Here is a 16,315-nt window from a genome sequence, read left to right on the forward strand (position 1 = left end):
GCCCCTTTCGGTGTAGCTCTGCGCCGGCTTGAAACGGTGGGGCGCTGGGCCCGCCGACGACCGAAATCATGGAGGCACCAAGGATGTATCCGAAAGTACAAATGTTCATCGCCGGCGAGTGGACCGACGGCACGTCCGGCAAGTCGGAGGACATCCTCAATCCCGCCACCGGCCAGCCGATCGGCAAGACCCCGCACGCTTCGAAGGCCGATCTCGACCGCGCGCTGGAAGCCGCCAAGGCCGGTTTCGAAGTCTGGCGCAAGACCTCGCCGTTCGACCGCTACAAGCTGATGCGCAAGGCCGCGGACATCATCCGCTCCCGCGCCGCCGAGATCGCGCCCGTCATGACCATGGAGCAGGGCAAGCCGGTGGTGGAAGCGCAGGGCGAGACCATGCTCGCCGGCGACCTCATCGACTGGTTCTCCGAGGAAGCCCGCCGTGCCTATGGCCGCATCGTGCCGCCGCGGATGGGCAACGTCTCCCAGCTCGTGACCAAGGAGCCGGTCGGCCCGGTCGCGGCGTTCACGCCCTGGAATTTCCCGATCAACCAGGCCGTGCGCAAGATTTCGGCCGCGCTCGCCGCCGGCTGCTCGATCATCGTCAAGGGTCCGGAAGAGACCCCCGCGAGCTGCATGGAGCTGGTGCGCGCCTATGCCGATGCCGGCATTCCGCCCGGCGTCGTGCAGCTGGTGTTCGGCGTGCCGTCCGAAGTGTCGGAATATCTCATTCCGCATCCGATCATCCGCAAGATCAGCTTTACGGGCTCGACCGCGGTCGGCAAGCATCTGGCTGCGCTCGCCGGCCTGCACATGAAGCGCGTCACCATGGAGCTTGGCGGCCATGCGCCGGCGATCGTGTTCGCGGACGCGGACCTCGACAATGCCGCGAAAATCCTGTCGGCCAACAAGTTCCGCAATGCCGGTCAGGTCTGCGTCTCGCCGACGCGCTTTCTGGTGCATGAGAGCGTCTATCAGCCGTTCGTCGACAAGTTCGTCGCGGCCGCCAAGAGCCTCAAGGTCGGCAACGGCCTCGACAAGGACACCCGCATGGGTCCGCTGGCGAATCCGCGCCGCGTCGACGCCATGGAAGGTCTTGTCTCCGACGCGGTCCAGCGCGGCGCCAAGGTCCAGGCCGGCGGCAAGCGCATCGGCAATGAGGGCTTCTTCTTCGAGCCGACCGTGATCACCGACGTGCCGCGCGAGGCCCGCATCATGAACGAGGAGCCGTTCGGACCTCTGGCCCCGATCACATCGTTCGGCAGCTATGACGAGGTGGTGGCTGAAGCAAACCGCCTGCCTTACGGCCTTGCGGCCTATGCCTACACCACCTCGACCAAGACGATGCAGGCGATCGGCGCCGACGTCGAGTGCGGCATGGTCTCGATCAACCACCACGGCCTCGCGCTGCCGGAAGTACCGTTCGGCGGCATCAAGGATTCCGGCTACGGCTCGGAAGGCGGCCTCGAGGCGATCGAGGGGTACCTCAACACGAAGTTCGTGACCCAGGCGAGCGCGTAAGGAAACTTACGGCTCTCGTGCCCCGGACGCAGCGCAGCGCTTCTTCAGCGGTGCGCTGCAGAGCCGGGGCCCATCTTGTTGCGCGTCGTGACCCATCTCTGGGTCCCGGCTCTGCGCAGCAACGCTTGCGCGTTGCAGCGCGTCCGGGACACGAGATCGGAGGCCGCGATCAATTCGTCGGCCCATCACCCCTGATGGCAAACGTCGTTGCCTTCAGCTTGGTCATGCCGAACTTGTCGAACAGCTTGTCATAGGTGCCATCAGTGCGGATCGCGGTGAGGGCGTCGGCGACGGCCTGGGCGAGCAGCTTGTCACGAAAGGCAAAAGTGATGTCCGTGCCGGCGATGTCGCGGACCCAGATCTTTGCGATGCCCTTCTGCTCGAGCGAGTTGGCGGTCTCGTTGATGTTGAGCGCCGCCTCGAGCTGCCCGGCACGCAGCGCCGCGGAAGTGGCGGTGACGGTGGTGAAGGTGCGCAGCTCGATCGGCTTCAGGCCCTTGGCCTCCATCGCCGTGCTGAACTCACGCGCCTTGCGCTCGGTGTAGGTCGCCGATTCCACGCCCACCACGCGGCCGGCGAGATCCTCGAACTTCTCGAGCTTCAGGCTGGAGGAGGGATCGGTGTAGATGCTGATTGCCTGCTGCGCGTAAGGCACGAGGTAGAGCATCTTGGAGCGCTCCTCGGTCCAGAACAGGCCGGTGTTGATGGCATCGAAGCGGCCGGAGCGCAGCGCCGGGATCATCGGCGGGAAGTCCATGCGCAGGAACACCGCCTCGACGCAGATGCGCTTGGCGATCTCGCGGGCGAGCTCGACATTGAGGCCCTGCAGCTCGCCCTTGTCGTCGACGAATTGCTGCGGCGGCAGCGTGGGGTTGATCGACATCTGCCATTTCGGCGCCTCGATCAGGCTCGACGCCGGCACCTTCGGCGTGCAGGTCTGGGCACCCGCGGCCTGCGTCAGGCCGACCAGCAGGGCGAGGGCGGAGAAGGTCTTTGGGAATCGCATCTGAATACTCCGATCAAATCGTGGGTGGCAGAGGAGCCGTTCTCCGGTCCGCGTCTTCTTCATTGTCTGGTCACGTGGCCGCCGCAGCGTCGGCCTGCCGGGTCAGGATCAGCGAGATATGGCGTGCCGCGGTCACCACCTCGTCGCGCTGGTTGAGGAGGTCGAGCGTCTCGACGACGATGCCGCGCTCGGGGTTTTTGGTCGGCCGCTTCTCGACGAAGCGGAAGCGCACGCGCAAGGTATCGCCGGCGACGATGGGGCCCTTGAACTTGACCTCGTCCCAGCCGAGCGAGGCGACCGAGGTCTCCTCGTACAGCTTCAGCTCCGACTTCAGCCCTTCCATCAGCGACAGGCCGTACAGCCCGTGGCCGATCACCGCGGGGAAGCCGCGCGAGCGGGCGTAGATGCCGTCGACGTGGAGCGGATGGTGATCGCGCGTGACGTCGGCGAAGGCCGCGATATCGGCTTCCGTCACGATGTGCGCGGCAGTCTCGAACTCGGCACCGAGCGCGATATCTTCGTAACGGAGATTGATCGGGGCGCTCGTGTCCATGTTGATCCCTCAGGCGACCTTGCGCGGCCGCGCCGGCAGGGCCTTAAAACTCTGCGCGATTCCCATGGGGCCGGAGCGGAAGATGCGCGGGTCCATGTCCTTCAATTGCGGGCTGATGCGTGGGCGAAAGCCCATATGGGCGAGGACGTCCTCCTCCAGCCGTACGCCCGGCGCGATCTCGGTCAGCGTCACGCTGCCGTTCTCCAGCTCGAACACGGCGCGCTCGGTGACGTAGCTGACATGCTGGCCGCGTTGCGCGGCGAACGAGGCGCTGAAGCTGATCTGGCCGACCTCAGGCACGAATTTGCGGAAAGCGCCGTCGCGCCGGATCGCGAGGCGGCCGTTCTCGACACCGATGTCGAACTTGCCGCCGGTCATGGTGCCGCTGAAGATCAGACGCTTGGCGTTCTGGGTGATGTCGATGAAGCCGCCGGAGCCGTCGCGGCGCTCGCCGAAGCGGGTGACGTTGACGTTGCCTGTTGCGTCCACCTCCGCGAACGAGAGGAAAGCGCAGGAGAGGCCGCCGCCGTCATAGAAATCGAACTGATAGGCCTGGTCGAGAATGACGCGCGGATTGATCGCGGTGCCGAACTCGCGGGCATGGCCGGGCACGCCGCCGACGACGCCGGACTCCACCGTCAGCGTGATCAGGTCGGAAATGCCTTCCTCGGCCGCAACATTGGGGATCATCGCGGAGATGCCGACGCCGAGATTGACGACGTCGCGCGGGCGCAGTTCGAACGCGGCGCGGCGAGCGATCACCCGGCGTTCGGTCAGCGGATCCGGTGTGATCATCGCCACCGGCACGCGCGCCTCGCCGCAGCGCGCGGGATCGTAGGCGGTGCCGTAGGTCTGCATCTGTTCGGGCTCGAGCACGATATGGTCGATCAGGAAGCCCGGGATCTTCACCATCTGCGGATGGATCGAGCCGCGCTTCACGATGCGCTTGACCTGGCAGATCACGGTGCCGCCGGCATTGTGCACGGCCTGTGCGATCGAGAGATCCTCGCGCGTCGTGCCCTCATGCTCCATGCTGATATAGCCGTCCTCGTCCGCGGAGGTGCCGCGGATGATGGCGACGTCGGGCGGGGCGGGCACGCGGTAGAGCAGCCAGGATTGGCCGTGCAGCTCGAGCAAATCGACCAGCGGCGCGGTGGTGCGCTTGTTCATGCGCCCGCCGTCCTGGCGCGGGTCCATGTAGGTGTTGAGGCCGACATGGGTGAGCACGCCGGGATGCTTTGCCGCCATGGCGCGGCAGAGCTGGCTCATCACGCCTTGCGGGAAATTGTAGGCGTCGATCAGCTCGTCGCGGACGAGCCGCATGAACGGCACTTGCAAACCGAAATTGCCGCCGATCACGCGCGCGATCAGGCCTTCATGGGCGAGATGGCAGAGGCCCTTCTCGGTCACGGCGCCGACGCCGGTGATGTTGATCAGCGTCAGATTGTGCGGGCCCTGGCCGCCGAGAAAGCGCTGCTCCAGAGCATCCAGAATGGCTTCGGCAGCGCCCGTGCCGCCATTGCCGCCGACGATCAGCGTATCCGCGTCGCGGATGAGACCGGCGGCCTCCGCCGCTGTGATGATGCTCAGCATGCCCTCACGCGGCCTCCTTCTCGACCTGGCGGGCGATGATCAGCCGCTGGATCTGGTTGGTGCCCTCGTAGATCTGGGCGAGGCGCACGTCGCGGAAGATGCGCTCGATGCGGTACTCGCGCGAATAGCCGTTGCCGCCGTGGATCTGCAGCGCATTGGAGACGTGCTTCATCGCCATGTCGGTGGTGAACAGCTTTGCCTGCGCCGCCTCCTTGGCGATGGGCTCGCCGGCATCGTGCAGGCGCGCGGCGTGGTGGATCAAGAGGCGCGCAGCCGCGATGTCGGTCGACATGTCCGCGAGCATGAATTGCACGGCCTGGAAGCCGATGATGGCCTGGCCGAACTGCTTGCGGTCCTTGGCGTAAGTCGTGGCGTCCTCGAACGCGGCCTGGGCCATGCCGAGCGCCATCGAGGCCATCATCAGCCGGCTGAAATTGAAATTGCTCATCGCCATCTTGAAGGCCTGGTTCTCCGGCCCCATCACGCTATCCGCCGGCAGACGCACGTCGGAGAAGGTGATCTGGCAGTCGTCGAGGCCGTGCATGCCGAGCAGCTCCTCGTTCTTGCCGCGGGCGATGCCGGGCAGGGCGCCGTCCACGAGAAGACAGGAGATGGAGCGGTGGCCCGCTTCGCTGCCGGTGCGCGCGAACACCATGATGCGGTCGGCGACGCCGCCGAGCGTCACCCAGGCCTTGGTGCCGTTGAGCCGCCAGCCATTGCCTTCGCGCACCGCGTTGGTACGGATACCAGCTACGTCGGAGCCGTGATCGGGCTCGGAGACGGCGGTGGCGGGAATGATGTCGCCGCTCAGGATTTTTGGGATCAGCGCCTTGTGCGCTTCGGTGCCGTGATGGTCGAAGAACAGCACGGCCTCGACCGGGATCGCGAAGGCGTTGGCGACCGCGCCGGAGCAGCGCGCCAGCTCCTCCATCGCGATGCAGGCCGCGACCGCGTCGAGCCCCGCGCCGCCGGCGCCTTCGCGCAGGCAGATGCCGAACAGGCCGAGATCGGCCATGCCCTTGTAGAGCGCGCGGTCGAAACGGTCCTCGCGGTCGATCGCGGCGGCGCGCGGCAGGATCTCGGCCTCCGCGAAGCGGCGGGCGGTGTCGCGGAGAGCCTTTTGATCCTGGGTGTAAAAGCGGTCCATGGCGTGCTCCCGTCAGTCGCTGGCGAGCTTGGAATCGTGGGAGACTTCGCTGCGGTCGCGGTCGATGAAATAGACCGCGACATCGTCGCCCGGCACGCCATAGGCGCTGCATACGGCGCGGGTCAGTGCGATGGCGGCGGCGCGCCGCTCGGCCTCGCTGCGGCGGAAGGCGTGGACCTTGAGCAGGATGCGCTGGCCGGAAGCGGGAGCGCCGAATGTGCCGGCATGGGCGTAGTCATCGGTCGCAATGTTCAGGAAATAGAGCGTGACCGTATCGGCGGTGACGCCGAACGCCGACATCAGGCCGTCGGTCACCGAGCGCGCCAGCGCGGCCTTGCGCTGGGACGGGACTTGCGGGGCGAGCACTTCGACATAGGGCATCGATCAGACCTTCGCGGATTTGGCCGCAGACGATTTGGGGGAAGACGATTTGGACTTGCCGGATCTCGCAGGGGCCGGGGCATCGAATTGGCGGCAAGAGTCGCGCTGGATCAGCTTGGCGCCGACGCGATATTCGCGCACGCCGTCATTGCCGTTCCCCTTGGCGTCCATGCGATGCAGCAGCCGGTCGACGGCGAGATTGGCAAGATCCCGCGCGCCGTTGTCGACGATGCTGATCGCCGGGCGATGCCATTCGAACCAGGGCATGTCCTCGTAACAGAGCAGCGAGAGATCATCCGGAATGGCGATGTTCCGCTCCGCGGTGACGCGCAGCACGCCGAGCGTCGCCTCGTGATTGGCGACGAAGATTGCGCTCGGCGGGCGTGGGAGGTCGAGCAGCTTGCGGGCGCAGGTCGCACCGGTCTCGGGCTCGAAATGGCCGGCATGAATCAATGTGTCGTCCCTGGTGATGCCGGCTTCGCGTAGCGCGCGGACATAACCAGAGAGCCGCTCGCGGCCGGATGTCGTGTCCTGGCGGCCGACGATCAGCCCGATGCGCTTGTGCCCGAGCTCGATCAGATGGCGCGTGCCCAGATAAGCGCCTTGCGGATCGTCGGCGAGCACGGTCTCGAGATCGGTCGCGTCATCGCGCCGCACCAGGCAGACGATGGGCACGTCCTTGGAGAGCGCCTTGAGCTGCGGGCCGTTCTTGCCCGTGGGCACCACGATCAGCCCGTCGATGCGGTGATCGACCAGCGTGGTGAGGGTGTCGCTCTCCTGCTGCGGATCGTCGCCGCCGATGCACAGAAGCATCTGATAACCCAGCGCCTTCAGGCGCGCCTGCACCACTTCGGCCATCACCTGGAACGAGGCGTTGGTGAGATTGTGGACGAGCAGCGCCACCAGCCGCGACTGTCCGGTCTTGAGGCCCCGCGCGATCGGGTTCGGTCGATAGCCGAGCTCGCGCGCGATGCGCACCAGGCGCTGCTGCGTGCGCTCGCTGGTCAGGCCGGTTCCCGTCAGCGCTCGGGAAGCAGTGCTGACTGAAACGCGGGCCGCCTGTGCCACATCTTTGAGCGTGACGCTCATCAAACCTGCCGATAGACTGCAAACGATTGCAGAAACGCTATGAGCTTATTCCACGCGGATCAAGCTCAAAAAATGGATGGTGTTGCCCAATGCAGAGCCATTTATGCAAACGATTGCATAGAGCGTGCGGATATTCCGCAGGCGGCATCCATCGCCTGAATCCACCCGAGCACCCGGCAGTACCCTGATGAAGACGTTCCGCGGCACCTACACCGTCATGATCACCCCGTTCACGGCAGCGGGCGAGGTCGATGTCGCGGCCTTGCGCGCTTTCGTCGACTGGCAGATCGCAGAGGGCATTCACGGATTGATCCCGCTCGGCTCGACCGGCGAGTTCCTGTCCATGGACGATGACGAGAAGGCGCTGGTTGCCGAGGTCGTCATTCGCCAGGCCGCGGGCCGCGTCCCCGTGTTGATCGGTACCGGCGCGGAGGATACGCGCGAAGTGGTGCGCCTCAGCCGTCGTGCCGAAAAACTGGGCGCTGACGGCGTGATGATCATCCCGCCGTTCTATTCGACGCCGACCGACGACGAGCTCGTGCATCATTACAAGACGGTTGCCGACGCGATCGCGCTGCCGATCATGGTCTACAACAATCCGGCGACCGCAAATGTCGATCTCAAGCCACAGCTGGTGGCGCGCATCGCCGAGATCGACAACTGTCTCTATATCAAGGAGTCGACGCTGGAGGTGACGCGGGTGCGCGACATCATCCGCCTCTGCGGCGACAGGATGACCGTGTTCGGCGGCATCCTCGGCTTCGAATCCTTCGTCGAGGGCGCGCAAGGGTGGGTGGCCGTAGCCTCCAACGTGGTCCCGGCGGAGATGGCCCGCATCTTTAGCCTCGTCGCCGACCACGGCGCGATCAAGGAAGCGCGCGAACTCTATCTCAAATACCTGCCGGTGATCGAGTTCGTCGGCGGCCAGGCCTATGTCGCCGGCAGCAAGGCGCTGCTCAGCCACATGGGTTTTGCGGCCGGCCATCCGCGCCCGCCACGCCTGCCGCTTCCAGCAGCGCAGGATGCGGCCGCGCGTGCGCTGGTCAAGACGTTCGGTCTCGCCTGGCGCGGCGCGCCGGTTGCGGCTGCCTAGATTGAGGTGAACGGATGAACCTGCTCGATGGCGTCAAGATCCTCAGCTTCAATCACTATCTCGCGGGGCCCCTGGCGGCGCAGACGCTCGGCGATCTCGGCGCCGACGTCATCGCGGTCGAGCCGATCGAGGGCGCGTTCCAGCGCAACTGGGCGGTCGCCAATCATTTCGTCGCGGGCGACAGCGTCAATCATCTGGCGACCGGGCGTAACAAGCGCAGCATCGCGGTCGATCTCAAGCATCCCGACGGCATCGCCGCGGTGAAGAAGCTGGTCGCGACCTCAGATGTCGTGATGGAGAATTTCCGGCCGGGCACCATGGCCAAGCTTGGTCTCGGCTACGATGTGCTGAAGGCGATCAATCCCGGTCTGATCTATGCGGTGGCGACCGGCTTCGGATCGGAGGGGCCGTACAAGGATCGTCCCGGCCAGGATCTTCTGCTTCAGGCGATGTCGGGCCTTGCGATGCGGACGGGACGCGCCGATGGCGAGCCGACGGCGGTCGGGGCCGTCATCGTCGATCAGCATGCCGCCTCGCTCTATGCCATGAGCATCCTTGCGGCGCTGTTCGCGCGGACGAAGACGGGCAAGGGCCAGCTCGTCGAGGTCAACCTCTATCAGGCCGCGCTCGATCTCCAGGTCGAGCCGCTGACAGCATGGCTGAACGGCGCGCCATCGCCGACGTCGCGCGGGCCGGCCGGCATCGCAGCGTGGTTCAGCCCCGGTCCCTATGGCATTCACGCGACAGCAGATGGTCACATGGCGATCTCGATGGCCACGCCCAAGGCGCTCGGCGTCGCGCTCGACAGCGAGGAGCTGAAGCAGTTCGGCGAGGGCGATAGTTTTTCGAAGCGTGAGGAGATCACGCGGATCGTTGCGGCGCGCCTGAAACAGAAGTCGACGGCAGATTGGCTGCCCGCGCTGGAAGCGGCACGGATCTGGCACGCGCCGGTGCAGGATTATCGCGATCTCGAGTCCGATCCTCAGCTCAACCATCTCGGCGTGTTCAAGAGCGCCGAGAGTGCAGGGGGCGCGCCGATCCGGATGGTCGCTCATCCCGCGCGCTATGACGGGCAGACGCCGGAGGTACGGCTGGTGCCGCAGCGGCTGGGTGCGCAGACGCGGCAGGTGCTCGGCGAGATCGGCTACGGCGCCGCGGAGATCGACGCAATGGTCGCCGGCAAGGCCGTCGGGGTGGCGCGATGATCGATTTTTCAGTTCCCGAGGAGACGCGCCTTCTGGTCGACACCGTTCGCCGCTTCGTCGAGACGGAGGTGCAGCCGCTCGAAGACGTCGTGGAGCAGACGGCCAAGGTGCCGGCCGACGCGCTGGCCGTCACCAAGGCCAAGGCGCAGAAGCTCGGCCTCTACGCCATGAACATGCCGGCGGATGTCGGCGGCGGCGGGCTAACTTGTGTCGAGCATTGCCTGGTCGAAGAAGAATTCGGCAAGACTTCGGACGCGCTGATCCGCCGCGTGTTCGGCCAGGTCTATCCGATGCTGATGGCCTGCAAGGGCGATCAGGTCGAGCGCTATCTGCTGCCGACGGTGAAGGGCGACAAGATCTGCGCCATGGCGATCACCGAGCCGGGCGCCGGCTCCGACGCGGCGTCGATCAGCACGACCGCCCATCTCGATGGCGACGAATGGGTGCTGAACGGCACCAAGCATTTCATCAGCGACGGCGACATCGCCGATTACGTGATCCTGATGGCGCTGACCGACAAGGACAAGCGGGCCCGCGGTGGCATCACCCTGTTCCTGGTCGATCGCGGCACACCCGGCTTCAAGGTCGCGCGCACCCAGCCGATGATGGGCCATCGCGGCTACGGCCATGCCGAGCTGAGTTTTGAGGACTGCCGCATTCCGAAGGCGGCCGTGCTCGGCGAGGTCGGCGGCGGCTTCAAGCTGATCATGCAGAGCGTGCTGCAGATCCGGCTCGCCCATATCGGCGCCCGCGCCGTCGGCATGGCGCAGCGCGCGCTGGAGATGATGCGCAAGCACGCCGGCGAACGACGCCAGTTCGGCCAGTTGATCGGCGACTTCCAGATGGTGCAGAAGCTGATCGCGGATTCCGCCACCGAGATCTTCGGCGTCAAGATGATGGTGATGAACGCCGCGTGGGACATCGATCAGGGCAAGGATGCGCGCGACAAGGTCTCGATGATCAAGGTCGCGGCGTCCGAGATGCAGGGCCGCGTCGTCGACCGCGCCATCCAGGTGTTCGGCGGCATGGGGTTCAGCAAGGACCTGCCGCTGGAGCGGATGTATCGCGATGCGCGTGTCACCCGCATCTATGACGGCACCTCCGAAATCCACCGCATGCTGGTTGCGCGCAGCACCATCAAGAACGGCCTGCAGCTCTAGGAAGAGATCATGTCTCACGCACCTCTCAAGCCCGGCGCTGCCTTCGCCTTCCGCAAGACCATGACGGTCGCCGAGCAGGCGATGTTCACCGGCATTAGCGGCAATCTCGGCGGTCTCTATGTCGATGCCGTCCGTGCGAAGAAAGCGGGGGCCTCCAACATGGTGGCCTTCGAGCTCGCGGTCGGCGGTCTCGCCACGACGTGCCTGAGCCAGCTCGGTGGTCCGACGCGACGGATCGGCAGCATCGCGCTGACTTTCGCCGCGCCCGTGATCGTCGGCGAGTCCGTCGAAGCCAGGGCCGAGATCGTTTCGATTGACGGCGACGACGCGGTCTGCCGCGTCACCTGCACGCTGTCGCCCTCTGGCGCGACCGTGGTCGACGGCACCGCGACGCTGGTTCCGTTCGCGAAGGGCTGAGCCATGTACGAGCCAAAGTCCTTCGACGATCTCAAGGTCAATGACAGGGTCAGCCTGAGCAAGACCATCACCGAAGCCGATGGCGCGCTCTATATCGCCGCGACCGGCGATTTCGGCCCTGTTCATGTCGACGAGGTCTATGCCGGCGCGACGCGCTTCGGCCGCAGGCTGGCGCCGGGGATCATGGTTGCGGGCCTCTGCACCAGCATTTTGACCAGCGAGCTGGTCGGCACCATCGGCGTCTCGGTAGAGGACCGCTTCTGGTTCACCGGTCCCGTGTTCTACGGCGACACGCTCACCTTCGACGTCTGGATCGCCGAGCAGCACGACGAGACCCGCACCATCATCTGGGAAGCCAGCGCGCGCAACGAGGGCGGCCTCGAAGTGCTGAAGGCACGTGCGAGCCTGAAATTTCCACGGCGGAAACCGTCATGAGCAAGCCGATGAAGAAACCCGACTTGCGCGGCGTCACGGTCGCGACCGTGCTGCCCTTCAGGGATGACAGCTCGATCGACTGGGACGGCTACGCCCGTGTCCTCGACTATTGTGCCTGTCCGGACGGCATCGCGGCGGTGTTCGTCAATGGACATGCCGGCGAGGGCGGGTCGCTCTCGGACGATGAACGTCAGGCCGTGATCGAGCGGACACGCCGGCAGATCGGCAGCAAGCCGCTATTGGCCGGCATCATTGCCCACTCCACCGCGGAAGCGATCCATCAGGCGCAACTCGCGGAGGCGGCCGGCGCCGATTGCGCGGTGCTGTTCCCGCCCGCGCCGCTCGGCGGCGGCGCCTCGGCGACCTCGCGCGCGCCGCTGGCCTTCGTGCAGGCAGTCAGCTCCGCGATCGGAATTCCCGTGTCGATCTTCCAGTATCCGCTGGCGTCCGGCTTCGGCTATTCGCCGGAGACGCTGGCGAAGATCGCAGCGCTCGACAGCGTCATCGCCGTCAAGGAAGGCAGCGATACCATGCTGGCCTATGACGAGAACCGGCGGGCGGTGAAGCAGGCCGATCCATCCGTCGCGATCCTGCCGTCGAACTTCAACTGGTTCCTGCCGCAGCTCGCCGTCGGCGGCGACGGCATTCTCTCCGGCCTCGTCAGCCTCGCGCCGCATCTGTTCGCAGAGCTGTGGCAGGCCTCGCTCGCCGACGATCTCAACGCGATGCGCGCCGTCAACGAGCGGCTCTATCCGATCGTGCGATCGATCTACGGACCTGCGCCGATCATGGACATGCACACGCGCATGAAGGTCGGGCTGAAGGCGCTCGGCCTGATCCGCAACGCCGATCCGCGGCCGCCGCTGCTGCCGGTGCTCCCTGCGCTGTGCGATGCCATTGCAACGACGGTCGGCGCGGCGCGCGCGGCCGGCGACATCCGCAACGTAGCATGAGGGGCGAGCCGATGGCGGACGAAGCCTTCATCCATATCGTGCGGGTCGACATCGATCCCGAGCACGAGGCTGCGTTCAACGCCTGGTACGAGCAAAAGCATTTTCCTGATCTGCTCGCCTGTCCCGGCTGGCTCTCGGCCAAGCGCTTCGTCTCGATCGGCGACGGGCCGAAATTCGCCGCGATGTACGAAGTCGCGGGACGCTGGGCATTCGAGACGCCGGAGTTTTTGAAGGTGAAGGGATTCGGCCCGTTCGAATCCCTGGTGAAGAATTTCATGCGCATCCAGCTCAGGCCGATGTCGGGACCGGCTTGAGCAGATCAAGGAAGATGCTGCCTGCCGTGTCGAAAGATCCGGCCGGCTGCATCCAAGAAAACGTCGGAGGGGAATCCCGGGCGAGGAACTGCATCGGTCATTGGCGTCTTACTGGAGGTATTCATGGTCTCGACACTGCTTCGCTTGGGTGCGGTCGCCGCACTCGTTCTCGCATCTGCGTCCGCGCATGCCGCCTGTACGCCCGCGATCACCGACGACAATCTGATTGCGCCCGGCAAACTGCAGCTCTCCATCAACCCGACCAATCCGCCGCAGCAATTCGTCGACAAGGACGGTCAGCTGCAGGGCCTCAATGTCGAGCTCGCCGCCGAGCTCGGCAAGCGGTTGTGTCTTCCGGTCGAACTCGTTCGGATGGATTTTCCGGCGATGATCCCCGCGCTCAACGCGGCTCGCATCGACGGCATCGACACCGGCATGTTCTGGACCGAGGAGCGGTCCAAGCTGATGTACATGGTGCCTTACGCCATCCAGGCGATTTCGGTCGTGGTCGCGCCCGACAGCGGCACAAAAATTGCTACCGAAAATGATCTGATCGGAAAATCATCTGCCGTCGAGGTCAGCAGCTACCAGATGAACTGGCTCAAGAAGCTCAGCGATGCCAGCGTTGCGAAAGGTGGAGCCGCCGTCGAAATGCGGACATTCCCCACCGCGACCAATGTCGTCAGCGCGCTACTTGCGGGACAGGTCGACAACGCGCTGCTCGTTGACAGTGTGGCACGCGATCTCACCAGCCGCGGCCGCGTCAAGGAAGTGCTGAGTGGTCTCGGCACCGCGCGCACGACGCTCGGCTTCCGCAACAAGACGGTGGTCGATGCCGTCGTCAAGGCGCTGAACGCGATGCGCGCCGACGGCAGCTACCAGGCGCTGTTCGACAAGTTCGGCCTGACCGCCATGCCGGCCGACCAGCCGCTTGCGATCGCCGGCCCCGGTCCGGCCTGATACCTACGGAGACGAGCCGATGAGCCATTTCAGTCCGACGGCCGCCGTCAGCTACTTCTTCAACTACTTCCTGATGAAGGGAGTGCTCGTCACCATCGGCTTGACGGTGGCGGCGGTTGTCGGCGGATTGATCCTCGGCATGGGCATCGCATTGCTGCGCATGTCGTCCAATCCGGTGCTCGCGGGAGCCGCGCGCTTCTACATCTGGTTCTTCCGCGGCACGCCGCTGCTGATCCAGCTCGTCGTGATCTACAGCGGCTTGCCGCAGCTGGGCATCAAGTTCAGCGTGATCACCTGCGCGCTCGTTGGCCTCATCCTCAACGAAGCCGCCTATCTCGCCGAGATCGTGCGCAGCGGCTTCATGGCGGTGTCGGCGGGGCAGCGCGAGGCCGCCTGGGCGCTCAGCCTGTCGCCCTGGGTGACGTTCCGTCGCGTGACCCTGCCGCAGGCGTTCCGGCTGATGATCCCGCCGCTCGGCAACTCCATCAACTCGCTGTTGAAGGCGACCTCGCTCGCTTCCGTGATCTCGGTCGAGGAGCTGATGCGCCGCAGCGACATGCTGATGCAGGAGCATTTCCAGATCCTCGAAGTCTATGCGGCTGCAACGGCGTATTACCTGATCCTCACATCGGTCTGGGATGCGGTGCAACGCCGGCTGGAAAAACATTTCGGACGGTCGAGCGCTGCGAAGACCAGGCGGGTCGCAACGAGTGCACCGGTCGCACCGGCGAGCGTGGAGGCTCGGGCATGAGCGAGATGTCGATGAGTATGGAAGCCGCGACGATGCAGCCGCAGTTGCGCGATGTTCCCGCGGTTCGCATGGAGGCGGTCTACAAGCACTATGGCGATTTCACCGCGTTGAACCAGGTCGACCTCAAGGTCGCCAGGGGCGAGAAGATCGTGGTCTGCGGCCCCTCCGGCTCGGGCAAGTCGACGCTCATCCGCTGCATCAACCACATCGAGAAGCACGATGAAGGTCTGATCTTCGTCAACGGCGTCGAGCTCGACCATCAGCGCAAGAACATCGACGCGGTCAGGCGCGACACCGGCATGGTGTTCCAGAGCTTTAATCTGTTCCCGCACATGACGGTGCTCGAGAACTGTACCCTGGCGCCGATGACCGCGAACGGCATGAGTGAGGCGGAGGCCAAGGACCTCGCCATGCATTTCCTGACAAAAGTCCGGATTCCCGATCAGGCCGAAAAATTCCCCGGGCAACTCTCCGGCGGCCAGCAGCAGCGCGTCGCCATCGCGCGGGCGCTGTGCATGCGGCCCAAGATCATGCTGTTCGACGAGCCGACCTCGGCGCTCGACCCGGAAATGGTCAAGGAGGTGCTGGAGACCATGAAGAAGCTGGCGGAAGAGGGCATGACCATGCTGTGCGTGACGCACGAGATGGGCTTTGCCCGCGAGGTCGCCGACCGCATCGTGTTCATGAATGAGGGCAAGGTGGTCGAGCAGGCCGCGCCGGAGGAATTCTTCAAGCATCCGAAGTCCGAGCGGGCGCGGACGTTCCTCGACCAGATCATTCACTAGCCGATGTCGGCGGCGATGCGGACATTCAGCGACCGCCTGCGCGGCATTCACGCCGCCACCATCGTGCCGATGACGGCCGATTTCGAGATCGACGAGGCGCAGCTCGCAAGCCATCTCACCTCGGTTTCGTCCACACCCGGCATCAATGGGCTCCTCGTCAACGGTCACGCCGGCGAGAATTTTGTGCTGTCGCTGGCCGAGAAGCGGCGCGTGGTGGAACTGGCGCGCGAGTACGCGCCGAAGGACTGCCTGATCGTCTCCGGCGTCAACCATGAATCGAGCCTGGAGGCCGCGCGCGAGGCGGCTGCGCTGGAGCAGGCCGGCGCGGACGGGCTGCTGGTATTTCCGCCGAACAGCTGGGCGCTCGGCCATGCCGATGACTGCGTGATCGAGCATCATCGCCATATCCGCGACGCCACGACCGCACCGCTGATGCTCTATGCCGCGCCCGTCGGCGCGGGAGCCATGGCTTATGCGCCACCGCTGCTGACGCGGCTCGTCGCCGATCCTCGCTTCGTTGCGATCAAGGAAGGTAGCTGGGAGGTTGCGACGTACGAGCAGAACCTGCGGCTGATCCGCAAGCTGCGGCCGGAGTTCGCCGTGCTCGGCTCCGGCGACGAGCATCTGCTGACGAGCTATCTCGTCGGCTCGGCCGGCAGTCAGGTCAGCCTCGCCTGCGTCGTTCCGGAGCTCGTGGTCAGCCTCTGGACTGCCGCCGAAGCCGGTGATTGGGAGCGGGCGCGCGCCGCGCATGAGAAGCTCTATCCGCTGGCGGTCGCGATCTATCGCGATCCGCCCGGAGGACGCGCGACCGTGCGGCTCAAGGCCTGCCTGAAACTGCTCGGGCGCCTCTCATGCGACGCGGCGCGGCCGCCGCAGCCGCCAGCGACACGCGATGAGTTGCAGGCACTCGAACAGGCACTGCGCATCGCCGGGCAGCGTTAACGTCGCCGGCT

General features: G+C 65.5%; 18 protein-coding genes. 12 read left to right on the forward strand and 6 right to left on the reverse strand.

The features are described from left to right. Window positions 1-68 precede the first annotated feature (68 nt). Entirely contained in the window at window positions 69-1,517 is a 1,449-nt protein-coding gene (locus IQ16_RS07175) for an NAD-dependent succinate-semialdehyde dehydrogenase (protein ID WP_018647591.1), read from the forward strand. Between the two features lie 169 nt (window positions 1,518-1,686). On the opposite strand, the gene IQ16_RS07180 is transcribed toward IQ16_RS07175, so the two are convergent. The 6 genes from IQ16_RS07180 to IQ16_RS07205 form a co-directional block, all read right to left on the reverse strand. After that, complete coding sequence (locus tag IQ16_RS07180; protein ID WP_018647590.1) at window positions 1,687-2,523, reverse strand: ABC transporter substrate-binding protein; 837 nt, start codon at window positions 2,521-2,523, stop codon at window positions 1,687-1,689. 70 nt (window positions 2,524-2,593) lie between these two features. After that, the gene (locus IQ16_RS07185; protein WP_018647589.1) at window positions 2,594-3,076 is read right to left on the reverse strand and encodes a MaoC family dehydratase; all 483 of its coding nucleotides are present in this window, start codon (window positions 3,074-3,076) and stop codon (window positions 2,594-2,596) included. A 9-nt stretch (window positions 3,077-3,085) separates the two neighbouring features. Then, on the reverse strand, window positions 3,086-4,669 hold the full coding sequence (locus IQ16_RS07190; RefSeq protein WP_018647588.1) for an acyl CoA:acetate/3-ketoacid CoA transferase: 1,584 nt from the start codon (window positions 4,667-4,669) through the stop codon (window positions 3,086-3,088). Between the two features lie 4 nt (window positions 4,670-4,673). Continuing rightward, window positions 4,674-5,816 (reverse strand): acyl-CoA dehydrogenase family protein, encoded by a 1,143-nt coding sequence (locus IQ16_RS07195; protein ID WP_018647587.1) that lies wholly within the window; start codon window positions 5,814-5,816, stop codon window positions 4,674-4,676. Between the two features lie 12 nt (window positions 5,817-5,828). Further along, a complete protein-coding gene (locus tag IQ16_RS07200; RefSeq protein WP_018647586.1) occupies window positions 5,829-6,197 on the reverse strand; it encodes a tautomerase family protein in 369 nt (122 codons plus the stop codon). A 3-nt stretch (window positions 6,198-6,200) separates the two neighbouring features. Then, a complete protein-coding gene (locus tag IQ16_RS07205; RefSeq protein ID WP_018647585.1) occupies window positions 6,201-7,286 on the reverse strand; it encodes a LacI family DNA-binding transcriptional regulator in 1,086 nt (361 codons plus the stop codon). A 184-nt stretch (window positions 7,287-7,470) separates the two neighbouring features. On the opposite strand from IQ16_RS07205, the gene dapA reads away from it, so the two are divergent. From dapA to IQ16_RS07260, 11 genes are all read left to right on the forward strand, one after another. Then, a complete protein-coding gene (gene dapA, locus IQ16_RS07210; RefSeq protein WP_026312739.1) occupies window positions 7,471-8,379 on the forward strand; it encodes a 4-hydroxy-tetrahydrodipicolinate synthase in 909 nt (302 codons plus the stop codon). Between the two features lie 14 nt (window positions 8,380-8,393). Beyond that, the gene (locus tag IQ16_RS07215; protein ID WP_018647583.1) at window positions 8,394-9,584 is read left to right on the forward strand and encodes a CaiB/BaiF CoA transferase family protein; all 1,191 of its coding nucleotides are present in this window, start codon (window positions 8,394-8,396) and stop codon (window positions 9,582-9,584) included. Then, a complete protein-coding gene (locus IQ16_RS07220; RefSeq protein ID WP_018647582.1) occupies window positions 9,581-10,744 on the forward strand; it encodes an acyl-CoA dehydrogenase family protein in 1,164 nt (387 codons plus the stop codon). Before IQ16_RS07215 ends, IQ16_RS07220 begins: the two co-directional genes overlap by 4 nt. A gap of 9 nt (window positions 10,745-10,753) precedes the next feature. After that, entirely contained in the window at window positions 10,754-11,161 is a 408-nt protein-coding gene (locus IQ16_RS07225; protein ID WP_018647581.1) for a MaoC/PaaZ C-terminal domain-containing protein, read from the forward strand. 3 nt (window positions 11,162-11,164) lie between these two features. Next, window positions 11,165-11,596, forward strand: a complete 432-nt coding sequence (locus IQ16_RS07230; protein WP_011086090.1) for a MaoC family dehydratase — start codon at window positions 11,165-11,167, stop codon at window positions 11,594-11,596. Continuing rightward, a complete protein-coding gene (locus IQ16_RS07235; protein ID WP_018647580.1) occupies window positions 11,593-12,549 on the forward strand; it encodes a dihydrodipicolinate synthase family protein in 957 nt (318 codons plus the stop codon). The genes IQ16_RS07230 and IQ16_RS07235 overlap by 4 nt, the downstream gene beginning before the upstream one ends. Window positions 12,550-12,560: 11 nt before the next feature. Continuing rightward, entirely contained in the window at window positions 12,561-12,863 is a 303-nt protein-coding gene (locus tag IQ16_RS07240) for a DUF4286 family protein (protein ID WP_244635548.1), read from the forward strand. A 123-nt stretch (window positions 12,864-12,986) separates the two neighbouring features. Then, the gene (locus IQ16_RS07245) at window positions 12,987-13,823 is read left to right on the forward strand and encodes an ABC transporter substrate-binding protein (RefSeq protein ID WP_018647578.1); all 837 of its coding nucleotides are present in this window, start codon (window positions 12,987-12,989) and stop codon (window positions 13,821-13,823) included. 19 nt (window positions 13,824-13,842) lie between these two features. Further along, window positions 13,843-14,574 carry an amino acid ABC transporter permease gene (locus tag IQ16_RS07250; RefSeq protein WP_020608121.1) on the forward strand — a complete coding sequence of 244 codons (732 nt, stop codon included), beginning with the start codon at window positions 13,843-13,845 and terminating at the stop codon, window positions 14,572-14,574. Beyond that, window positions 14,571-15,359: an amino acid ABC transporter ATP-binding protein gene (locus tag IQ16_RS07255; RefSeq protein ID WP_018647576.1), complete on the forward strand. Its 789-nt coding sequence runs from the start codon at window positions 14,571-14,573 to the stop codon at window positions 15,357-15,359. The genes IQ16_RS07250 and IQ16_RS07255 overlap by 4 nt, the downstream gene beginning before the upstream one ends. Window positions 15,360-15,374: 15 nt before the next feature. Further along, on the forward strand, window positions 15,375-16,304 hold the full coding sequence (locus tag IQ16_RS07260) for a dihydrodipicolinate synthase family protein (protein ID WP_026312736.1): 930 nt from the start codon (window positions 15,375-15,377) through the stop codon (window positions 16,302-16,304). Window positions 16,305-16,315 lie beyond the last annotated feature (11 nt).

Source organism: Bradyrhizobium huanghuaihaiense (assembly GCF_007830635.1).
Lineage (GTDB): Bacteria > Pseudomonadota > Alphaproteobacteria > Rhizobiales > Xanthobacteraceae > Bradyrhizobium > Bradyrhizobium huanghuaihaiense.

Bases quoted from the DNA above. Each gene is read 5' to 3' on its own strand.
- IQ16_RS07175 (WP_018647591.1), top strand. From the start codon at position 69: ATGGAGGCACCAAGGATGTATCCGAAAGTACAAATGTTCATCGCCGGC.
- IQ16_RS07180 (WP_018647590.1), bottom strand. From the start codon at position 2,523: ATGCGATTCCCAAAGACCTTCTCCGCCCTCGCCCTGCTGGTCGGCCTG.
- IQ16_RS07185 (WP_018647589.1), bottom strand. From the start codon at position 3,076: ATGGACACGAGCGCCCCGATCAATCTCCGTTACGAAGATATCGCGCTC.
- IQ16_RS07190 (WP_018647588.1), bottom strand. From the start codon at position 4,669: ATGCTGAGCATCATCACAGCGGCGGAGGCCGCCGGTCTCATCCGCGAC.
- IQ16_RS07195 (WP_018647587.1), bottom strand. From the start codon at position 5,816: ATGGACCGCTTTTACACCCAGGATCAAAAGGCTCTCCGCGACACCGCC.
- IQ16_RS07200 (WP_018647586.1), bottom strand. From the start codon at position 6,197: ATGCCCTATGTCGAAGTGCTCGCCCCGCAAGTCCCGTCCCAGCGCAAG.
- IQ16_RS07205 (WP_018647585.1), bottom strand. From the start codon at position 7,286: ATGAGCGTCACGCTCAAAGATGTGGCACAGGCGGCCCGCGTTTCAGTC.
- IQ16_RS07215 (WP_018647583.1), top strand. From the start codon at position 8,394: ATGAACCTGCTCGATGGCGTCAAGATCCTCAGCTTCAATCACTATCTC.
- IQ16_RS07220 (WP_018647582.1), top strand. From the start codon at position 9,581: ATGATCGATTTTTCAGTTCCCGAGGAGACGCGCCTTCTGGTCGACACC.
- IQ16_RS07225 (WP_018647581.1), top strand. From the start codon at position 10,754: ATGTCTCACGCACCTCTCAAGCCCGGCGCTGCCTTCGCCTTCCGCAAG.
- IQ16_RS07230 (WP_011086090.1), top strand. From the start codon at position 11,165: ATGTACGAGCCAAAGTCCTTCGACGATCTCAAGGTCAATGACAGGGTC.
- IQ16_RS07235 (WP_018647580.1), top strand. From the start codon at position 11,593: ATGAGCAAGCCGATGAAGAAACCCGACTTGCGCGGCGTCACGGTCGCG.
- IQ16_RS07240 (WP_244635548.1), top strand. From the start codon at position 12,561: ATGGCGGACGAAGCCTTCATCCATATCGTGCGGGTCGACATCGATCCC.
- IQ16_RS07245 (WP_018647578.1), top strand. From the start codon at position 12,987: ATGGTCTCGACACTGCTTCGCTTGGGTGCGGTCGCCGCACTCGTTCTC.
- IQ16_RS07250 (WP_020608121.1), top strand. From the start codon at position 13,843: ATGAGCCATTTCAGTCCGACGGCCGCCGTCAGCTACTTCTTCAACTAC.
- IQ16_RS07255 (WP_018647576.1), top strand. From the start codon at position 14,571: ATGAGCGAGATGTCGATGAGTATGGAAGCCGCGACGATGCAGCCGCAG.
- IQ16_RS07260 (WP_026312736.1), top strand. From the start codon at position 15,375: ATGCGGACATTCAGCGACCGCCTGCGCGGCATTCACGCCGCCACCATC.